The 21008-nt window shown below is 39.4% G+C and carries 23 protein-coding genes; 11 read left to right on the top strand and 12 right to left on the bottom strand.

Annotation, left to right across the window (positions count from 1 at the left end; all coding sequences use genetic code 11):
- Positions 1-4 precede the first annotated feature (4 nt).
- The 9 genes from DV424_RS07085 (at position 5) to glmS (ending at position 8154) form a co-directional block, all read left to right on the top strand.
- Entirely contained in the window at positions 5-1348 is a 1344-nt protein-coding gene (locus tag DV424_RS07085; RefSeq protein WP_118859552.1) for a type IV pilus secretin PilQ family protein, read from the top strand.
- Positions 1345-1800, top strand: coding sequence for an IS200/IS605 family transposase (tnpA, locus tag DV424_RS07080; protein ID WP_065245617.1), 456 nt, complete (start codon positions 1345-1347; stop codon positions 1798-1800). Before DV424_RS07085 ends, tnpA begins: the two co-directional genes overlap by 4 nt.
- A gap of 307 nt (positions 1801-2107) precedes the next feature.
- Positions 2108-2794, top strand: coding sequence for a ComF family protein (locus DV424_RS07075; protein WP_118859551.1), 687 nt, complete (start codon positions 2108-2110; stop codon positions 2792-2794).
- Positions 2795-2869: 75 nt separating this feature from the next.
- Entirely contained in the window at positions 2870-3466 is a 597-nt protein-coding gene (gene nfuA, locus DV424_RS07070) for a Fe-S biogenesis protein NfuA (RefSeq protein ID WP_046939969.1), read from the top strand.
- Positions 3467-3533: 67 nt separating this feature from the next.
- A complete protein-coding gene (nudC, locus tag DV424_RS07065; protein ID WP_118859550.1) occupies positions 3534-4328 on the top strand; it encodes an NAD(+) diphosphatase in 795 nt (264 codons plus the stop codon).
- Between the two features lie 35 nt (positions 4329-4363).
- The gene (locus DV424_RS07060) at positions 4364-4954 is read left to right on the top strand and encodes a YjaG family protein (protein ID WP_118859549.1); all 591 of its coding nucleotides are present in this window, start codon (positions 4364-4366) and stop codon (positions 4952-4954) included.
- 137 nt (positions 4955-5091) lie between these two features.
- A complete protein-coding gene (locus DV424_RS07055; RefSeq protein ID WP_005634530.1) occupies positions 5092-5364 on the top strand; it encodes an HU family DNA-binding protein in 273 nt (90 codons plus the stop codon).
- Between the two features lie 128 nt (positions 5365-5492).
- Positions 5493-6266: a DeoR/GlpR family DNA-binding transcription regulator gene (locus tag DV424_RS07050; RefSeq protein ID WP_118859548.1), complete on the top strand. Its 774-nt coding sequence runs from the start codon at positions 5493-5495 to the stop codon at positions 6264-6266.
- A 55-nt stretch (positions 6267-6321) separates the two neighbouring features.
- A complete protein-coding gene (glmS, locus tag DV424_RS07045; RefSeq protein ID WP_118859547.1) occupies positions 6322-8154 on the top strand; it encodes a glutamine--fructose-6-phosphate transaminase (isomerizing) in 1833 nt (610 codons plus the stop codon).
- Positions 8155-8271: 117 nt separating this feature from the next.
- Here glmS and fis read toward each other — a convergent pair whose 3' ends face one another.
- The 11 genes from fis to menB form a co-directional block, all read right to left on the bottom strand.
- Positions 8272-8571 (bottom strand): DNA-binding transcriptional regulator Fis, encoded by a 300-nt coding sequence (fis, locus tag DV424_RS07040; protein WP_005646807.1) that lies wholly within the window; start codon positions 8569-8571, stop codon positions 8272-8274.
- A complete protein-coding gene (gene dusB, locus DV424_RS07035; protein WP_118789968.1) occupies positions 8565-9545 on the bottom strand; it encodes a tRNA dihydrouridine synthase DusB in 981 nt (326 codons plus the stop codon). Before dusB ends, fis begins: the two co-directional genes overlap by 7 nt.
- 146 nt (positions 9546-9691) lie before the next feature.
- Entirely contained in the window at positions 9692-10579 is an 888-nt protein-coding gene (gene prmA / locus DV424_RS07030) for a 50S ribosomal protein L11 methyltransferase (RefSeq protein ID WP_118859546.1), read from the bottom strand.
- 34 nt (positions 10580-10613) lie between these two features.
- Positions 10614-11486 carry a DMT family transporter gene (locus tag DV424_RS07025; RefSeq protein WP_105899118.1) on the bottom strand — a complete coding sequence of 291 codons (873 nt, stop codon included), beginning with the start codon at positions 11484-11486 and terminating at the stop codon, positions 10614-10616.
- A gap of 135 nt (positions 11487-11621) precedes the next feature.
- Positions 11622-13076, bottom strand: a complete 1455-nt coding sequence (panF, locus tag DV424_RS07020) for a sodium/pantothenate symporter (protein ID WP_105899045.1) — start codon at positions 13074-13076, stop codon at positions 11622-11624.
- Positions 13073-13330 (bottom strand): YhdT family protein, encoded by a 258-nt coding sequence (locus DV424_RS07015; RefSeq protein ID WP_118859545.1) that lies wholly within the window; start codon positions 13328-13330, stop codon positions 13073-13075. Before DV424_RS07015 ends, panF begins: the two co-directional genes overlap by 4 nt.
- Positions 13331-13533: 203 nt before the next feature.
- On the bottom strand, positions 13534-14880 hold the full coding sequence (gene accC, locus DV424_RS07010; protein ID WP_118859544.1) for an acetyl-CoA carboxylase biotin carboxylase subunit: 1347 nt from the start codon (positions 14878-14880) through the stop codon (positions 13534-13536).
- A gap of 176 nt (positions 14881-15056) precedes the next feature.
- Complete coding sequence (gene accB / locus DV424_RS07005; protein WP_118789965.1) at positions 15057-15524, bottom strand: acetyl-CoA carboxylase biotin carboxyl carrier protein; 468 nt, start codon at positions 15522-15524, stop codon at positions 15057-15059.
- A gap of 152 nt (positions 15525-15676) precedes the next feature.
- Positions 15677-16126 carry a type II 3-dehydroquinate dehydratase gene (aroQ, locus tag DV424_RS07000; RefSeq protein ID WP_118859543.1) on the bottom strand — a complete coding sequence of 150 codons (450 nt, stop codon included), beginning with the start codon at positions 16124-16126 and terminating at the stop codon, positions 15677-15679.
- Between the two features lie 56 nt (positions 16127-16182).
- Complete coding sequence (gene menC, locus DV424_RS06995) at positions 16183-17172, bottom strand: o-succinylbenzoate synthase (RefSeq protein ID WP_192880665.1); 990 nt, start codon at positions 17170-17172, stop codon at positions 16183-16185.
- A gap of 68 nt (positions 17173-17240) precedes the next feature.
- Complete coding sequence (gene menB / locus DV424_RS06990) at positions 17241-18098, bottom strand: 1,4-dihydroxy-2-naphthoyl-CoA synthase (RefSeq protein ID WP_005630980.1); 858 nt, start codon at positions 18096-18098, stop codon at positions 17241-17243.
- A 145-nt stretch (positions 18099-18243) separates the two neighbouring features.
- On the opposite strand from menB, the gene DV424_RS06980 reads away from it, so the two are divergent.
- Positions 18244-18810, top strand: coding sequence for a DUF5358 domain-containing protein (locus tag DV424_RS06980; RefSeq protein ID WP_114892411.1), 567 nt, complete (start codon positions 18244-18246; stop codon positions 18808-18810).
- A 71-nt stretch (positions 18811-18881) separates the two neighbouring features.
- Here DV424_RS06980 and rpsT read toward each other — a convergent pair whose 3' ends face one another.
- Positions 18882-19145, bottom strand: a complete 264-nt coding sequence (rpsT, locus tag DV424_RS06975; protein ID WP_005548279.1) for a 30S ribosomal protein S20 — start codon at positions 19143-19145, stop codon at positions 18882-18884.
- Positions 19146-19411: 266 nt separating this feature from the next.
- Between rpsT and murJ the strand changes: the two genes are divergently transcribed.
- Complete coding sequence (gene murJ / locus DV424_RS06965) at positions 19412-20986, top strand: murein biosynthesis integral membrane protein MurJ (protein ID WP_118859541.1); 1575 nt, start codon at positions 19412-19414, stop codon at positions 20984-20986.
- Positions 20987-21008: the final 22 nt, after the last annotated feature.

The raw sequence follows: 21008 nt of genomic DNA, 5'->3' as shown, positions 1-21008 counted from the left end.
GATTATGAAGAAATATCTTTTTAAGTGCGGTTGTTTTTTAATGTGTTTTTGGTTGCCATTAATCGTTTTTGCTAATCCCAAAACTGATAACGAACGTTTTTTTATTCGTTTATCGCAAGCGCCTTTAGCTCAAACACTGGATCAATTAGCTTTTCAACATGATGTCAATTTAGTGATGGATGAGACGTTAGAAGGCAATATTTCGTTGAAATTAGACAATATTGATATGCCACGTTTACTACAAATAATCGCTAAAAGTAAGAAGCTTACTTTGAATAAAGATGAGGGTATTTACTATCTGAATGGAGGGCTATCAGGCAAAGGTCAAGTTGCAGGAAATCTTGCTACAAATGAACCGCACTTAGTGAGTCATACGGTAAAACTCCATTTTGCTAAAGCCTCTGAATTAATGAAATCCTTAACGACAGGAAGTGGCTCTTTGCTTTCTCCTGCTGGGAGTATTACCTTTGATGATCGCAGTAATTTACTGGTTATTCAGGATGAGCCTCGTTCTGTGCAAAATATCAAAAAACTAATTTCTGAAATGGATAAACCTATTGAGCAGATTGCTATTGAAGCACGTATTGTGACAATTACGGATGAGAGTTTGAAAGAACTTGGCGTTCGGTGGGGGATTTTTAATCCAACGGAAAATGCGGGGCGTGTAGCAGGTAGCCTCGCAGGCAATGGCTTTGAAAATATTGCGGATAATCTTAATGTAAATTTTGCGACAACGGCGACACCTGCTGGCTCGATAGCATTACAAGTCGCGAAAATTAATGGGCGATTGCTTGATTTAGAATTGAGCGCTTTGGAGCGTGAAAATAATGTAGAAATTATTGCAAGTCCCCGCTTACTCACTACGAATAAGAAAAGTGCGAGCATTAAACAGGGGACAGAAATTCCTTATGTTGTGAGCAATACTCGTAACGATACGCAATCTGTCGAATTTCGTGAGGCAGTACTTGGTTTGGAAGTGACGCCACATATTTCTAAAGATAACAATATTTTGCTTGATTTATTAGTGAGCCAAAACTCACCAGGTTCTCGTGTCGCTTATGGACAAAACGAGGTGGTGTCTATTGATAAGCAAGAAATTAATACTCAGGTTTTTGCCAAAGATGGGGAAACCATTGTGCTTGGCGGAGTGTTCCACGATACGATCACGAAAAGCGAAGATAAAGTGCCATTACTTGGCGATATACCTGGCATTAAACGATTGTTTGGTAAAGAAAGTGAACGACATCAAAAACGTGAGCTAGTGATTTTCGTGACGCCGCATATTTTAAAAGCAGGAGAAACGTTAGAGGCGTTGAAGCAAAAAAGTGCAGGGAAAAAGTTACAATGAGTTACTGCCGTTTATTTTATCACATTGTTTTTAGGACAAAAGACAGTGTTTATGCCATTAATGAAGAAAATGAGAAAATTCTCTATGATTACATTTGGGGATTTGTTAAATCACACCATTCTATACTTCATCGAATTAATGGTATGCCAGATCATCTACATTTATTTGTTGAATTACACCAAACGATTTCAGTAGCTGAATTTGTGCGTAAATTAAAAAAATCGACACACCGTTTTTTAGATGAAAATAAATCATTATTTCCAGAATTTACGGCTTGGTCAGTAGGATATTGCGCATTAACTTATAGCGACAGGGATAAATATCAACTTATTAATTATATTAAGAATCAAAAACAGCATCACAAAGAAACCCATTTCAATGATGAAATGAAGAGCCTATTTCAACGTGAAGGAATTGATTTTAACGTAGAATGGCTTGAGAGAAATGTTTAGTTGTTTTTGGGGAACACTTACACCTACCCTAGGTTTGTAAGCCGTGGGTAGGTATACCCACGGTTAGTGATGATAATCGTGGTTCCCCTTTGGGGAACGTTTACATCTACCCCAGCGGGGTAGCATTGTGATTAGCCTAGGGTAAACCTACCCTAGGCTTGTAAGCCGCGGGTAAGTATACCCACGGTTAGTGATGGTAATCGTAGTTCCCCTTTGGGGTACTCTTATGTCTACCCCAACGGGGTAGCATTACAATTAGCCTAGGGTATACCTACCCTAGGTTGCAGTAATCACTAATAAGGATCAAATGAACTTCTTCAATTTTCGCTGTATCCACTGCCGTGGTAATCTTCATATCGCAAAAAATGGGCTATGTTCAGGTTGCCAAAAACAAATTAAATCTTTTCCTTATTGCGGTCATTGTGGTGTGGAATTGCAATATTATGCAAAGCATTGTGGTAATTGTCTTAAACAAGAACCTAGCTGGGATAAGATGGTCATTATAGGGCATTATGTTGAGCCACTTTCAGTGTTAATTCATCGTTTTAAATTTCAAAATCAATTTTGGATTGACCGCACTTTAGCTCGGCTTTTATATCTTGCGGTGCGTGATGCTAAGCGAACACATCAACTTAAATTGCCAGAAGCAATCATTCCCGTGCCTTTATATCATTTTCGTCAGTGGCGACGGGGTTATAATCAGGCTGATTTATTATCTCGGCAATTAAGTCGTTGGCTGGATATTCCTAATTTGAACAATATCGTAAAACGTGTGAGACATACCCATACTCAACGTGGTCTGAGTGCAAAAGATCGTCGTCAGAATTTAAAAAATGCCTTTTCTCTTGCGGTTTCAAAAAATACATTTCCTTATCGTCGCATAGCATTAGTGGATGATGTGATTACTACTGGTTCTACACTCAATGAAATCTCAAAATTATTGAGAAAATTAGGAGTGGAGGAGATCCAAGTTTGGGGGCTGGCGCGGGCTTAATATAAAGCACTGGAAAAAAAAGCGCGATGAGCGTATTATTCCCGATACTTTCTCTCAAGTATTTAGGACATAATTATGGAACAAGCAACCCAGCAAATCGCTATTTCTGATGCCGCACAAGCGCATTTTCGAAAACTTTTAGACACCCAAGAAGAAGGAACGAATATTCGTATTTTCGTGGTTAATCCTGGCACACCTAATGCGGAATGTGGTGTATCTTATTGCCCACCGAATGCCGTGGAAGAAAGCGATGTTGAAATGAAATACGACACTTTTTCTGCATTTATTGATGAGGTCAGTCTGCCTTTCTTAGAAGAAGCAGAAATTGATTATGTTACCGAAGAGCTTGGTGCACAACTTACCTTAAAAGCACCAAATGCTAAAATGCGTAAGGTGGCTGATGATGCGCCATTAATTGAACGTGTTGAATATGTGATTCAAACTCAAATTAATCCACAGCTTGCAAGTCATGGTGGACGCATAACCTTAATTGAAATTACTGAAGATGGTTACGCAATTTTACAATTCGGTGGTGGCTGTAATGGTTGCTCAATGGTGGATGTTACGTTAAAAGATGGCGTAGAAAAACAACTTATTAGCCTATTCCCGAATGAATTAAAAGGTGCAAAAGATGTAACCGAACATCAGCGTGGAGAGCACTCTTATTATTAGTGAGTGGTAAAAAGAAGATTTATAATAGCCGCACTTTGAAAGTGCGGTTATTTTTATGGAGTAAAAGATGAAAGCACTTCACCCCGATGATTTTGGTTATTGGTTGTTTACTCAAGGTTCGAATCTTTATTTACTGAATAATGAGTTGCCTTGTGGTACGGCTAAAACCCTTGGAATGGAAGGATTGCAGGCAATACAAATCGGTGAATGGAAAAATCATCCATTGTGGCTTGTGGCTGAGCAAGAAAGTGATGAACGAGAATATGTAAGTTTACGTGGATTACTTTCATTGCCAGAGGATGAATTCCATGTATTAAGCCGAGGTGTGGAAATTAATCATTTCCTGAAAACTCATAAATTTTGTGGAAAGTGCGGTCATAAAACACAACAAATTCAAGAAGAGCTCGCCGTGCAATGTACTCACTGCGGGTATCGAACTTATCCTGTAATCTGTCCATCTATTATTGTAGCGGTTCGACGTGGCAAAGAAATATTGCTTGCTAATCACAAACGTCATTATCACCCGAATGGAGGAATGTATACCACTCTTGCAGGTTTTGTAGAGGTCGGTGAAACATTTGAACAAGCAGTGCGTAGAGAGGTTTTTGAGGAAACAGGGATTTTGATAAAAAATATTCGTTATTTTGGTAGCCAGCCTTGGGCATTTCCGAATTCTCAAATGGTCGGTTTTCTGGCTGATTATGAGAGCGGTGAAATTACGTTGCAGGAAAGTGAAATTCATGATGCGCAGTGGTTTTCTTATGATCAACCCTTGCCAGAATTGCCGCCAACAGGTACTATCGCTCGCAAATTAATTCATGCGACGCTTGAACTTTGTAAAGCGGAACATAAATGCGATTAATAAATACTCCAACCCTTACGAATTAAGGAAATAAGATGCGAAATCCGATTCATAAACGCTTAGAAAACTTAGAAAGTTGGCAACATCTGACTTTTATGGCTGCTTTATGTGAACGTATGGCACCAAATTTTAAATTGTTCTGTCAAATGAACGAGCTTAGCGTTGAAGCTAAAACGTATCAAAATATTCTCAATTTGGTGTGGGAATATTTAACGGTTAAAGATGCCAAGATCAACTTTGAAAATCAGTTGGAGAAATTGGAAACGATTATTCCTGATGTGAATGATTATGAGAGTTTTGGTGTTGTACCAGCGTTAGATGCTTGCCAGGCTTTAGCTGAAATTTTACACGCTATTATCGCGGGTGAAACATTAGAAAGAGCGGTGGAAATTAGCTTAATTTCTTTAGGAACGGTAACGAGTTTATTGGAAACGGAAACGGGGCGAGATTGGTCGGACAGCGAACTTAAAGAAAGTGAAGATATTCAAGCTGAACTTGATGTGCAATGGCAGATTTATCGTTTACTTAAAGAATGTGAAAAACGTGATATTGAATTAATTTTAGATTTAAAAAATGAGATCCGAGCCGAGGGGATATCTAATATTGGTATAGAATTTCATCAATAACGTGAGATTTGTCACAAATTTTAAAAATCTTGCTTTTAATTCATCGTAAGTTAGATTATCCTTTGCACAGCTTTTGTGGTTCGTCCGCAGGCATATTTTGAAGAGTCAAATTTTTATTTAACAGAAGGTACAAATTTATGAACAAAACAGATTTAATTGATGCAATTGCAAGCGCTGCAGAATTAAACAAAAAACAAGCTAAAGCTGCGTTAGAAGCGACTTTAGAAGCGATTACTGCAAGCCTCAAAAAAGGTGAACCTGTACAATTAATCGGTTTCGGTACATTCAAAGTAAATGCACGTGCTGCACGTACTGGTCGTAACCCACAAACTGGTGCTGAAATTAAAATCGCAGCATCTAAAGTACCAGCGTTTGTATCTGGTAAAGCATTAAAAGATGCAATCAAATAATTAATATTTGGATGATTTTAAACCCTGCCAATGAGCAGGGTTTTTTTGTTGCTTAAAATTTACTTTACAAAACAATATTGTTTACATAAACTTTCGAACCGAAATTTATTGCATTTAAGGATAGCTTTATGAAAAAAAGTAGCCAGCCTCGTAATACTAAACAACGTCGCCATACTATTATGCAACTTTTGCAAGAACAAGGTGAGGTGAGTGTAGAACAGCTCGTGCAGCTTTTTGATATATCTGAAGTGACTATTCGTAAAGACTTAAGTGCGCTAGAAACAAATGGTTTTTTATTGCGTAAATATGGCGGCGCAATTTTAATGCCAAAAGAAATTATAGATGAAAACGAAAATGATGAACTTACGAAACGAAAGTTTGTCATAGCGAAAGCCGCCGCCGAACGTATTCGTGATCATAACCGTATTATCGTAGATAGCGGTAGTACTACGGCGGCTTTGATTAAACAACTTAATTTAAAACAAGGCTTAGTTGTAATGACGAACTCACTTTCGGTGGCAACAGAATTGAGAGCATTAGAAAATGAGCCAACGTTGCTGATGACTGGTGGCACTTGGGATACTCGTTCGGAATCGTTTCAAGGGAAAGTAGCAGAGCAGGTGCTACGTTCTTACGATTTTGACCAACTTTTTATTGGCGCCGATGGCATTGATTTAGCGCGAGGTTCTACGACTTTTAATGAACTTGTAGGGTTAAGCCAGGTGATGGCGGAAGTTTCTCGTGAAGTTGTTGTGATGGTGGAATCTCAGAAAATTGGTCGGAAAATGCCCAATTTAGAATTAACTTGGCAACAAATTGATGTGCTTATTACTGATACAGGATTATCAGAACAAGATAAACAAGCCATTTGGGCTCATGGCGTAGAAGTAATTTGCGTATAAAGTGCGGTTAAAAAAATAGACGTATTTTTTATTTAATTAACAATAAGGAAAGCTTATGTGTGGTATTGTCGGCGCGGTAGCGCAACGTGATGTAGCGGAAATCTTAATTAATGGTTTACATCGTTTGGAATATCGTGGTTATGATTCAGCAGGAGTTGCGGTGGTAAATGAACATCATGAATTACAACGCGTGCGCTGTTTAGGTAAAGTTAAAGCTTTAGATGAGGCGGTATCGGAAAAACCATTGATTGGTGGTACAGGGATTGCGCATACGCGTTGGGCAACGCATGGTGAACCATCAGAAACCAATGCGCACCCCCATGCGTCAGGCACTTTTGCCGTAGTACATAATGGTATTATTGAAAATCATGAAGAACTTCGAGAATTATTAAAATCTCGTGGTTATGTATTTTTATCACAAACAGATACTGAAGTGATCGCTCATCTGGTTGAATGGGAAATGCGTAGCACGGATTCACTTTTAGACGCTGTGAAAAAAGCAGTAAAACAACTCACGGGCGCATATGGTATGGTGGTAATGGACAGCCGTCATCCTGAACATTTAGTGGCAGCTCGTTCTGGTAGTCCGCTAGTGATTGGCTTAGGTATTGGTGAAAATTTCTTAGCTTCAGATCAACTTGCGCTATTAAGTGTTACTCGCCGTTTTATCTTTTTAGAAGAAGGGGATATTGCAGAAATTACACGTCGTACAGTTGATATTTATGATACTCACGGTAACAAGGCTAAACGTGAAATTCACGAATCTAATCTTGAAAATGACGCGGCAGAGAAAGGTAAATTCCGCCATTTTATGCAGAAAGAAATTTACGAACAGCCAACCGCACTTATCAATACAATGGAAGGGCGTATCAATCATGAAAATGTGATTGTCGATTCAATTGGTAATAGTGCAAAAGGCATTTTAGAAAAAGTTGAGCATATTCAAATTGTTGCTTGTGGCACATCTTATAATGCAGGTATGGTGGCGCGTTATTGGTTTGAATCTTTGGCTGGCGTGAGCTGTGATGTTGAAATTGCATCAGAATTTCGTTATCGCAAATTTGTTACCCGTCCAAATAGCTTATTAATTACCCTTTCTCAATCTGGCGAAACAGCAGATACTTTAGCTGCACTTCGTTTAGCGAAAGAAAAGGGTTATATGGCGGCATTAACAATTTGTAATGTTGCTGGATCTTCGCTAGTACGCGAATCAGATCTTGCATTTATGACGCGTGCTGGTGTTGAAGTTGGGGTGGCATCAACAAAAGCATTTACGACACAGCTCGCTGCGTTATTAATGTTGGTGACGGCACTTGGTAAAGTTAAAGGTCATATTTCTGCAGAAAAAGAGCATGAGATTATCAAAGCAATGCAATCTTTACCTGCAGAAATTGAAAAAGCATTAGCATTTGATACAGAAATTGAAGCATTGGCTGAGGATTTTGCTGAAAAACATCATGCACTTTTCTTAGGTCGTGGTGCGTTTTATCCAATTGCCGTAGAGGCCTCTTTAAAATTGAAAGAGATTTCTTATATTCATGCTGAAGCGTATGCGGCTGGAGAATTAAAACATGGTCCATTAGCGTTGATTGATGCCGATATGCCGGTAATTGTTGTGGCGCCAAATAATGAATTATTAGAGAAAGTAAAATCGAACATTGAAGAGGTTCGTGCGCGTGGTGGCCAATTATATGTATTTGCCGATAAAGAAGCGGGCTTTACACCAAGTGAAGGAATGAAAATCATCACGATGCCAAAAGTCAATGATATCGTTGCACCGATTTTTTATACTATCCCAATGCAATTGCTTTCTTATCATGTGGCTTTAATTAAAGGTACTGACGTAGATCAACCTCGTAACTTAGCGAAGTCTGTTACCGTAGAATAAAGTGCGGTTGATTTTAAGATAAATTTAAAGCACAGGTTATAGTTTGTGCTTTATCTGATTGAATGAAAAGGGCGAACATTAAAATGTTCGCCCTTTGCTATCTAAAAAAAGTATAACTTAGCCCATACCATATTTTTTTAGTTTTTTACGTAATGTACCACGGTTGATACCAAGCATATTTGCTGCACGGGTTTGATTACCACGAGTATATTGCATAATCATATCTAACATCGGGTGTTCAACTTCCGCTAATACTAATTCGTAAAGATCATTCACATCTTGACCATCTAATTGCGCTAAATAATTACGCAATGCTTGTTTTACTGAATCGCGTAATGGTTTATTGGTCACTTGTGATTGCGCATTTAATACTGATACCGTTAAAGCATCAGCAGGACTACGTTGTTGTTCTAACATTTTTCTTTATCCAAAATTAAATTGAAAAAATCTTCCAATACAATGAGTTGCTCTTTCGGATCACTAATTGCATTAAAAGTCTGTTTAAAAACGGAATCAGGTTGAATTCCCTGTAAATACCAAGCCACGTGTTTACGCGCAATGCGATAGCCTTTTTGTTCGCCATAGAATTGATGTAATTCTTGAATATGACGCAAAATTTGACCGCACTTTTCGTTTAAACTTGGCATTTGGCTTATCGAGTCATGCTCAATTAGGTTTTCCACAGCTTGAAATAGCCAAGGGTTACCTAGCGCAGCACGACCGATCATAATGGCATCCGCTCCAGTATAATCGAGAACGAATTTTGCTTTCCGAGCAGAATCAATATCACCATTGGCTATAACCGGTATGGCAATCGCTTGTTTAACGGCTTTGATGTTGTCATATTCCGCTTCGCCTTCAAAAAGACAAGCACGTGTACGACCATGCACCGTTAATGCTTGTATGCCACATTGTTCTGCAATTTTGCCGATTTGAACGCAGTTTCGATTAGATTTATCCCAGCCTGTACGAATTTTTAAGGTCACTGGCACATTGACGGCTGCCACTACTTCTCGCAAGATTTTTTCCACCAAATCTGGAAATTGCAACAACGCAGAGCCTGCGAGTTTGCGATTTACTTTTTTGGCGGGGCATCCCATATTAATGTCAATGATTTGTGCGCCATATTCCACGTTAATAGCCGCAGCTTGCGCCATCTCGAGTGGATCACTACCTGCAATTTGCACGGCATTGAGACCTAAATCTTCGCTATGTGCCAAACGCAATTTGGATTTTTCGGTATGCCAAACTTGCGGATTTGTGGACATCATTTCTGAAAATGTGAGTCCAGCACCATAATATGCACAAAGACGACGGAAAGGCTGGTCGGTAATACCCGCCATTGGTGCAAGTAAAACACGATTTCTTAATTGGTGTGAACCGATTCGCATTTTACATTACCTTCCTAGCAAGCCTAAATCTAATTAGTGTCGAACTGGTCGACGACCGACAAGGCTGGCTATAATACGCATTTTGCCTTACTTTGCAAAGTGAAATTTGTTTAAAAAATACACTTTTTTTGATTGACAAAAAGAAATTAAAGCGTTTTTAGCTTACCCGTAATTCGGCACCATTCTTCTCTGACCGAGACTGGCTCTAACGCAAATGTTTGCGTATAGGCATCGCATACCGATTGAGCTTGCGTTTCTAAAATGCCCGATAAACCAAGATCGCCATTCGGTTTAACAAGTTGGCTAATGATTGGGTAAAGTTCTTTGAGAGGGCCAGCAAGAATATTTGCCACCACGACGTCCGCTTTTAAATCAGAGGGTTTTTCATCAGATAAGAACAGTTGTAGGCGATCTGCAACGCCATTTTGCTCGGCATTATTGCGACTGGCTAGAATGGCTTGTGGATCGATATCAATTCCCACCGCACTTTTCGCACCAAGTTTTAATGCAGAAATGGCTAAAATGCCTGAGCCACAACCAAAATCAATGACGGTTTTATCTTTTAAATCTAGACCATCTAACCATTCTAAACATAACGCAGTTGTAGGATGCGTGCCTGTCCCAAACGCTAAACCTGGGTCAAGCATAACATTGACGGCATTTTCATCAGGCACATCACGCCAACTTGGACAAATCCATAAACGCTTACCAAATTGCATTGGGTGGAAGTTATCCATCCATTCGCGTTCCCAGTCTTTATCTTCTATTTGTTCAATTTTGTATGCCGTATTGCTATCTAAATGCCCTGCACCTTGCAATAACGCGACAATTTCCGCCATATCTGTTTCTGCATCAAATAGCGCAATTACATCCGTATTGCCCCACAAACGCGTTTCGCCCGGTAAAGGCTCAAAAATCGGGGTATCTTGACTATCCATAAAAGTCACAGAAAGGGATCCGATTTCTTCTAAAAAATCACTAATGTGTTCTGCTTTTTCATTGGTACTATTCAGGCGAATTTGAATCCAAGCCATTTGTTTTTTCCTTTATTTCATAAAATGGGGCGTATTATACCGATTTTTTTAAAAGTTTCGGCAGTAAAGTCGAGCCAAGTGTGGCTAACATAATAATTGTTATGCCAAGTACGGCTGAAAATGACAGCGTTTCGCTAAGTAATGATACGGCAAATAAGATTCCGAATAATGGTTCAAGTGCAAGTAAAATACCAGAGATATTAGCATCAACGGTATTGAGTCCTTTATGCCATAACCAATAAGCAAGCCAGCTACAACCAAGGGCAAGATATAATAAACCTACAATTCCCGTGGAATTTAATGATATTTGCCAGTTTTCTGTGAGTAATAAGGTAAAAGGTAATGTTGTGATAGCACCAAGAACAATACTGATGGCTGTGTAAACTTGCGTTGAAACTTTGGCAACAACTCGCCGCGTCCAACGTAACACAGTCGCGAAAATAATCCCTGCGCTTAGCACTAATAAGCAACCTAATAAACTAACATTATCAATGCCTTCATTATTTTTTCCACCATTGATTAAAATTGCAACGCCAATAAATGCCATTGCACCGAATAGCCAGTGAAACCATTTTGCTTTGTCTTTAAAAAAGAAATGTCCAACAAATATAACAAGTAGCGGTTCTAGCCCAATCATCGTAACGGCACTAGACGCAGAGGTGTATTTCAGACCAATAAATTGTAATAAAAAGACCGCGGTATAATTAAAGAATGCCAACCACCAAAGCTGTTTACGCATTGGTTTATCGATTTTTTTCCAACGACGTAAAAAAAGTGGCATTACCAAAATCATTGCAATAATTAACCGCACTTGCACAACAAGCACAGGATCCATCATCGAATAAGTGAGCTTACCGACGATTAATGAACTGCTCCAAATAAGCAGGGCGAGTATTTGATAAATCATTTCTTTTTCTCGTTTATTATCTTGGCTCCCTGCATTTACGGGAGCTACCGAAAGCTGAGGGGACAACGCACCCTCTGCCCTTATAGAATTTTCCCCTACACGAGCAGGGGAAAGGGCTGTTCCGTTAATTAATATTTAAAGTGCGGTAACTTTTAATTGAGTTTTTTCGATTCGACGTTCGCCCAATTTATTCCCCACTAAAAATGCGATCAATCCAAATACTAATGATGGTACGATTTGATGGAAGTTAAATAATTTGACGCCTAGTTGAGTGAGTAAGATATAACTTCCCAAGCCGATAATCATTGAGCTTAACGCACCATAAGCATTTGCTTTGTCCCAATAAATACCCAGTACAATTACCCACAAAAATGCAGCTTCTAATCCGCCAAAGGCAAATAGGTTTAACCAAATAATCATATCTGGTGGATTAAGTGCGGCAAAGATTAAAAGTGCGGTCAAAATTAGCGTAATAATAGATGAAAAATAACTCACTTTTTTCTCATTTTTTGCGGCTTCTGGTTTCGTAGAAAGGTATAAATCTTTGACAAAAATAGAAGAGGATTGAATAAGTTGCGCATCAATTGTAGACATAATTGCAGACATCGGTGCAGCTAAGAAAATCCCTGCAACAATAGGCGGCAATACTTTTATCATTAATGTTGGAATTACTTGATCTGATACCGTTAAATTTGGAATAACCGCTCTGCCAAGCGCACCAGCTAAATGCATACCTAACATAATTATAGAAAGTACAATGGTTCCAATCAGCATGCCGCGATGTAAGGCTTTACTGTCTTTAAATGCCATACATCGAACTGCGGTATGTGGAAGACCAACCACCCCGAAACAGACAAGTATCCAGAAAGAAGCCATAAATTGGAAATCTAACATTCCATTTGGCCCGTAAGGCGTGACTAAGTCAGGATCAATTTCAGTCAATTTATTGACCGCACTTTCTACACCACCGAGGGCATAAATAGTGCCAACAAGGAGGATTATAGTCCCAAAAATCATTACGGTACCTTGAATGGTATCCGTCAGTACGACGGCACGGAAGCCCCCGATAAAAGTATAGATTCCCACCGTTAAAGCAAATAAGAGTAATGCTTGCGTATAAGAAATACCGATGGTTGTTTCTAATAAACGCGCCCCACCAATAAATTGCACCGTCATCGCAGCAAAAAATGCGAGAAGAAGAGCAAGGCTTGATAGCCAAACTAAATATTTGTTTTTATAACGATAAAAGAAAAGATCATTAATGGTTAAAGCATTGGTTTCTCTTGATAATAGTGCGAATTTTTTACCTAATGCACCTAATGCAAGCCATACAGCTGGGACTTGAATCATCGCAAGTAATACCCAACCTAAGCCGTATTTATAAGCAGCCCCTGGCCCGCCCACAAAAGAACTTGCACTGGCATAAGTAGAGGCTGTGGTCATTGCGAGTACAAACCCTGTCATAGAACGATTTCCTACATAATATTCTGTTAAAAAATCGCCTTTTGTACGTTTTACATAGGCAAAAATTGCCGCACCAAAAACAAAAGTGAGATAAATAATTAAAGGAAGAATAATACCTAAATTCATTTTTGCTTCTCCTGATCGTTAATTTCAAGAGAAATATCCTGAAAAATAATTTTGATAATCCAATAACCAATCACGATGAATAAAATAGGTAAGTAAATACAGGAAAGTTCAAACCAGAGAGGGAAACCAATCGGCCCTTGGGTTCCTTTGGGTAAATAAGCACATAAGCACCAACCTATCACATATAAAATAGATAGGCCTAATGCCCAACTGGCTTCTTTACCAGCTTGTTGATAACGTTGTTTTAATGTCATATTTCTTCCTTAAAATTTTTTATAAGTGAAAGTATATTTTTTGAATGGTATAAGGGGCGCATATATCCTACGCCCCTTATACTTATTCATATTACAACTTTTTTGAATAATTCAAAATGTTTTGCTAGTTTTAATTCTTATTATTAAATAAATGTCAGCATATATAAAAAATGGCTAACCTTTGTTAGCCATTTAAAATTTGATTATTCATTCATACCTAATTTTTTCTCCAAATAGTGGATGTTTGTTCCGCCTTTTTGGAAATTTTCATCTTCAAGAATTAATTCATGAAGTGGGATATTGGTTTTTATACCATCAATAATTGTTTCAGATAAGGCATTTTGCATACGACGGATTGCAACTTCACGTGTATCGCCATAAGTGATAAGTTTTGCGATCATTGAGTCGTAATGTGGAGGCACCGTATAACCGCCATAAACGTGAGAATCCCAACGAACGCCCAAACCGCCCGGTGAATGTAAGTGATTTACTTTACCCGGAGACGGTAAGAATGTTTTTGGATCTTCTGCGTTAATGCGGCATTCCATTGCATGGCCTTTAACTTTGATATCTTCTTGTTTAAAGGAAATAGGCAAGCCTGCTGCAATGCGTAATTGCTCTTTCACTAAATCTACACCTGTAATCATTTCAGTTACTGGGTGTTCCACTTGGATACGCGTATTCATTTCAATGAAATAGAATTCGCCATTTTCATATAAGAATTCAAACGTACCTGCTCCGCGATAGCCGATTTCTACACAAGCTTTTGCACAGCGTGAGCCAATATCGCGGCGAACTTCTTCTGTGATACCTGGCGCTGGTGCTTCTTCCACCACTTTTTGGTGACGACGCTGCATTGAGCAGTCACGTTCAGCTAAATAAACTGCATTGCCATGGGTATCTGCTAATACTTGAATTTCCACGTGACGTGGATTTTCTAAGTATTTTTCCATATAGACCATATCATTATTGAATGCTGCTTTCGCTTCTGCTTTTGTCATCGCAATAGATTCTTCTAATGTGTCTTCACTACGAACAACACGCATTCCTCGGCCGCCACCACCGCCTGATGCTTTGATGATGATTGGATAGCCAATACGTTTAGCAATTTCTTTATTTTTAGCAATGTCGTTACCTACAGGGCCATCAGAACCCGGTACACAAGGCACGCCTGCTTTTTTCATCGCTTTAATAGCTGAAACTTTATCACCCATTAAACGGATGACATCTGCAGTTGGGCCGATGAAAGTGAAACCTGAACGTTCAACTTGTTCAGCAAAGTCAGCATTTTCAGATAAGAAACCGTATCCTGGATGAATTGCATCCGCACCTGTGACTTCGGCTGCAGCAATGATAGCTGGAATATTTAAATAACTTTTTGCGGAAGGTGCTGGACCGATACAAATGGTTTCATCAGCGAGCAAAACGTGTTTTAAATCACGATCAGCGGTGGAGTGAACCGCCACAGTTTTAATACCTAATTCTTTACAAGCACGTAAAATGCGTAGTGCAATTTCACCGCGGTTAGCAATCACAACTTTTTCTAACATAAAAGAGTCCGTTTAGTCAGATAGACGTGAATTTTTATGTAGGTTCTTGAAATATTGTTCTCCCTATAAAATTTGGTGTGAACAGATTTCAATTTATATTGCCTACGATAAATTCGCTCTAATTGTTTGTATATGAAATAGGCGGACTAAAGTCCGCCCGACGAAAATATTGGAAATTATTCAATAACGATTAATGGTTCGTCGAATTCAACAGCATCACCGTCGTTGATAAGAATTGCTTTTACTACGCCAGCTTTGTCCGCTTCAATGCGGTTCATCATTTTCATTGCTTCAACGATACAAAGCGCGTCGCCAACTTTCACAGATTGACCGACTTCAACAAATGCTTTTGCTTCTGGGCTCGGACTGCGATAGAACGTTCCCACCATTGGAGAGCGTACAAGATGACCTGATAATTCATCAGATGCGACTGGCGCTGGTGTTGCAGCTGCTGGCGCTTGAGCTGGTGTAGCGGCAGGAGTAGGTGCTACTACTGGTGCAGCAGCGTATTGAACTGCTGCTGGAGCAACTGCTGGCGCTGCACGGCTAATACGTACCGTACCTTCTTCTTCTTGCACTTCTAATTCAGTAATGCCAGATTCTTCTACTAATTCGATTAATTTTTTGATTTTACGAATGTCCATACGTTCTTCCTAAAAAGATTGAAATTTTAACCGCACTTTTAAAGGAAAAAGTGCGGTTATGAATAAACTTATTTTTGTGTTGCAAAGATTACCTTAAATTTTGCAAATTTGCGATAAAATTCTGTGAATTTCGCCAAAAATGCTCGATTTTCTTATTTTTTAGCAAGGCAATCGATGGCAAATAAAAAGGCAAACTCGTAACCTTTTGCGCCCAAACCGCAAATAACGCCTTCAGCCACATCGCTAAAATAAGAATGATGACGAAATGGTTCACGTTTATGTACGTTGGATAAATGAATCTCCACAAAAGGAATTGAAACAGCTAAAAGTGCATCGCGCAATGCTACACTGGTATGGGTGTAAGCAGCAGGATTAATTAAAATAAAATCGACTTGTTGGAAACTTTCGTGGATCTTATTAATTAATTTTTCTTCACTATTGGCTTGAAAACATTCCACTTTTACATTGTGCTGAGTGGCTAAAGTTTGTATTTTCTCTTCAATGGATGCAAGAGAAATACTGCCATAATGTTTTGGCTCGCGAGCCCCTAACATATTTAAGTTCGGGCCATTTAACAGCAAAATTCTGTGTGTTTGCGACATTTTTAATCCTTTTTGTGTGGCGCATTATACTGGTTTTTCGATTTTTGGTGGTCGAATCAGATAATTTTAGTGATAAATTCAGATTCTAAATCCACAATAGGTAAATCAGAACCAGGCCAAGCGCGTAGCACTTGATATTCCATCAAATCTAATGTGTCTAAACCTGGAGTTACATTCGGGGTGTATTGTTGTGCAATTCGCGCAAGCTGAGAGAGCCCTAAACTGCTTTCGATACTTGAACTAATAACCGCTTTTAGACCTAACGAATGTGCTTGGTTAATGAGCTCAGCACAACGTTGAATTGAACCAATTAAAGTGGGTTTGATTACGACAGCCGATAAGTGCGGTTCTTTTTCCAAGCAAAAATTAGGCTCTCGCACGGATTCATCCCATGCAATAGCAATGTCGGTTTGAGCTGCAAATTCACGGCTGAGTTCTTGTGTTTTACAAGGTTCTTCTAAAAATTGAATACGTTTTCTATGTTGCGGTTTGACTTTAGCGGCAAATTGCAACGCTTTTTCTAACGACCAATGGCGGTTTGCATCTAGTCGTAATTGTAAATCGGGAATCGCTTCTAAAAACATATCGGCAATTAATCCATCGCGATTGGCTTCGTATATGCCCACTTTCATCTTTGCCACTTTTTCGCCTTTCATGCTCGCAAGTTTGGCGTACAGTTCATCTGGATCGCCATAACAAAGTGGTGCCGTATGATAATTGCCTTCAGCTTGTAAATAACCTTTCATTTCATCCATTGCGCAACTGATACCAAAAGCAACGGAGGGATAGGTGCCATCTAATGGTACGCGAGGTGCGTCACAGCTTGCATTGCACCATGTCGTTAGCCATTCAATTGTTTGTTCTTGAGCTTGGTCTAAGGTTTCTTCGCTAAAACCAGGTAGCGGGGCGATTTCTCCCCAACCATCTCGGCTGCAACTCACTCTTACGATTAAGCCTTCACGGCGTTTTAAAAAACGATCACGCAGAATAAGTTGGCTATCAACGGGGATGGAATAACGGTAAAGATTAAATGATTTTTCAGCCATGCTAGCTCCCAATACAAAAGTGCGGTCAAAATTCACGAAGATTTTTAACCGCACTTTAGAACGATAAATTAAGGGTTACGTCTGAATTTGCTGAAGTCTGGGGCGCGTTTTTCGTTAAACGCATTGCGACCTTCTTGACCTTCTTCAGTCATGTAGAACAACATTGTTGCGTTACCCGCTAATTCTTGAAGACCTGCTTGGCCATCACAATCCGCATTTAATGCCGCTTTCAAACAACGAATCGCAATTGGGCTATTGCGTAACATTTCACGACACCAGCGTACGGTTTCTTTTTCAAGATCAGCGTAAGGCACAACAGTATTGACTAAGCCCATGTCTAATGCTTCTTGTGCATTATATTGACGGCATAAGAACCAAATTTCACGCGCTTTTTTCTGACCCACTAAACGAGCCATATAGCTTGCGCCCCAACCTCCATCGAATGAACCGACTTTTGGCCCAGTTTGCCCGAAAATGGCATTTTCAGCAGCAATCGTTAAGTCACAAAGCATATGTAATACATGGCCGCCACCAATTGCATAACCTGCTACCATTGCTACAACTGGTTTTGGACAAGAACGAATATCGCGTTGGAAATCTAATACATTTAAGTGATGTACGCCGCTGTCATCTTTGTAACCACCGTAATCGCCACGCACTTTTTGGTCACCACCAGAACAGAATGCTTTTTCGCCTTCGCCGGTTAATACAATGACACCAATGTTTTCATCGAAGCGTGCATCAGAAAATGCAGTGATCATTTCTTTCACTGTTTGTGGGCGGAATGCATTACGAACTTCTGGGCGGTTAATCGTGATTTTAGCAATACCATCAGTGGATTTATGATAGCGAATATCGCTATAGCCTTCACTGTGATCAACCCATTCAACAGGCGCATATAACACATCATCTTTTGGATTTTGCATGAGAATTCCTTTTAATTAACGTAAAAAAGTGCGGTCATTATAGCGGAAGTTTTTCGGATCAGGAAAACTAAATTCATTTGCTGCTTTATCTGTTGTGAAGATATTGCTAGAATTTTGCGCATTCTCACTTTTATAAGGATCAAATGTGAAATTAATTGCAACCTTAGGTGTGGCAGCATTGCTGTCTGGCTGCTCAATGTTTGGTAGCTCTCAATCCGCAATCCCAGGTGAATTTGCAGGGGCGGATTACCAACTTTCCGATCAAGATGCAAAACAATGGGCGATTGCAAGTAAGCAAGCAGAACAATGCGTTTACCCTAATTTAACCCGAATTTTGCAACAGCATTTTTCGAAGGAAGATAGCTATATTCACTCACAATATGTCTTTTTCTATCCATTGGAAAAAATTATTGGCGAGCAATATGTGAAGATTATTCAAGGTGATGAAAAATCGATGAATTACGCAAGCTATCAGTTTAAAAAATTCCGCACTGAAGTAGGTAATGTTGAGCCTTTAACTGAACAGGCGTGTTTAAAATTACGTAATGAAGCGCGCGATGATTTGGCTGTCGTGAAAGGTCAATATAAAAATGGCATGGTGGAAGTGCAGAAAAATGAAGATGGCACACCGAAAAATCCTGATGGTATCGCGACGAATGAAAATAAATTCTTCTTTGATATTATCAAATGGGGATCGATGTTGTTGCTTTAGTCTAAAATTCGATGAAATAAAAAACCGCACTTTAAAGTGCGGTTTTATTTTTGATTCTTTATAGCTAAAAATTACGCTAATTTTTTGATTTGTGCAGCTAATTTAGATTTGTGGTTTGCTGCTTTGTTAGCGTGGATTAAGCCTTTAGAAGCCATACGGTCAACAACTTTTTGCATTTCAACGAATGCTGCTTCAGCTGCTGCTTTTTCACCTGCTGCTACTTGAGCATATACTTTTTTGATGTAAGTACGCATCATAGAGCGTTGGCTTGCGTTGTGTTGGCGGCGTTTTTCAGATTGAACCGCGCGTTTTTTTGCTGACTTGATATTAGCCAAGGTCAAACTCCTAAAATTTCTGTTGATTGATAGACAAAATAAAGGGCGTCAATATGCCGATTTTTTATACTTTTGTCAATGGAAAATTTGTGTTGATTTCGGTGAGACACAACCGAAAGTAAGTATCGTTATTTTTACAAGCTCTTTCAATATGGGCTCACACAAACGATGTGCGGCGGATTTTATCAGTTTTTTTTCACGGAATATAGCGTAAAAACAAAATTTCTATACAATTAGGCAAAAATTTTAGGGTAGAGAAGAATATTTTGAGTAAACGACTTTTAAAATCTAGCATTGTTGTTAGTTCTATGACTTTATTATCTAGAGTGTTAGGCCTTGTGCGCGATGTGGTTATCGCTCATTTCATTGGGGCAGGCGCTGCGGCGGATGTTTTTTTATTTGCTAATCGTATCCCAAATTTTCTTCGCCGTTTATTTGCTGAAGGGGCTTTTTCACAGGCTTTTGTACCTGTTCTCGCAGAATATCAAAAATCTGGTGATATTAATAAAACCCGTGAATTTATTGGAAAAGTTTCTGGTACCCTTGGGGGATTGGTCAGCATTGTTACGATCCTAGCAATGGTTGGATCGCCTGTCGTTGCCGCTTTATTTGGGATGGGCTGGTTCACGGATTGGATGAATGATGGCCCTGATGCACATAAATTTGAACAAGCCTCTCTTCTTCTTAAAATAACTTTTCCTTATTTATGGTTTGTCACTTTTGTTGCGCTTTCTGGGGCAGTGCTTAACACGATTGGAAAATTCGGCGTGATGTCCTTTTCACCAGTGTTATTAAATATCGCGATGATTGCCACCGCACTTTTCCTTGCACCACAAATGGACAATCCAGATCTTGCGTTGGCTATCGGGATTTTTCTAGGCGGATTATTACAGTTCTTATTCCAAATTCCATTTATGAAACAAGCCGGTTTACTGGTGAAACCCAAATGGGCTTGGCGGGATGAAGGCGTAACCAAAATTCGTAAATTAATGATCCCTGCGTTATTTGGTGTATCGGTAAGTCAAATTAATCTTTTGCTGGATACAGTGATTGCGAGCTTTTTAATGACGGGCTCAATTAGCTGGTTGTATTACTCCGACCGCTTACTTGAATTTCCTCTTGGTTTATTTGGCATTGCGATTTCTACCGTAATTTTGCCAACGCTTGCTCGCCACCACGTTAATCGTGAAGGCGATTCAGATAAAAGTGCGGTGGATTTTCGTAATACAATGGATTGGGGTGTGCGAATGATTTTATTACTTGGCGTTCCTGCTACCATTGGTATTGCTGTATTGGCTCAACCGATGTTACTTACGCTCTTTATGCGTGGAAATTTCATGCTAAATGATGTTCATGCCGCCTCTTATTCTTTATGGGCCTTTAACGCGGGTTTGCTTAGCTTTATGTTGATTAAAATCCTCGCCAATGGCTATTACGCCCGCCAAGATACCAAAACGCCAGTAAAAATTGGCATTATTGCCATGGTGAGTAATATGGGTTTTAACCTATTGGCAATTCCTTTCAGTTATGTGGGTTTAGCCATTGCTTCAGCGATGTCGGCAACTCTTAACGCCTATTTGCTCTATCGCGGCTTAGCCAAAGCGGATGTCTATCATTTCTCACGTAAAAGTGCGGTCTTTTTTGTCAAAGTTTTATTGGCAGCAATCGCAATGGGTGCAGCAGTTTGGTATTACGTGCCTGAAATCAACCAATGGGCGAAAATGGATTTCTTCATGCGTGTTTATTGGCTTATTTGGTTGATTGTATTAGCCGCAATAGTTTATGGCGCAACGTTGATTTTATTAGGCGTTCGAAAGCACCATTTGCTGACAAAAAACTAACTTCTCGCTATAATGCCGAAAT

It is taken from the genome of Haemophilus haemolyticus, assembly GCF_003493605.1.
Classification (GTDB): domain Bacteria; phylum Pseudomonadota; class Gammaproteobacteria; order Enterobacterales; family Pasteurellaceae; genus Haemophilus; species Haemophilus haemolyticus_J.
This window is presented reverse-complemented; position numbering and strand designations above follow the sequence as displayed.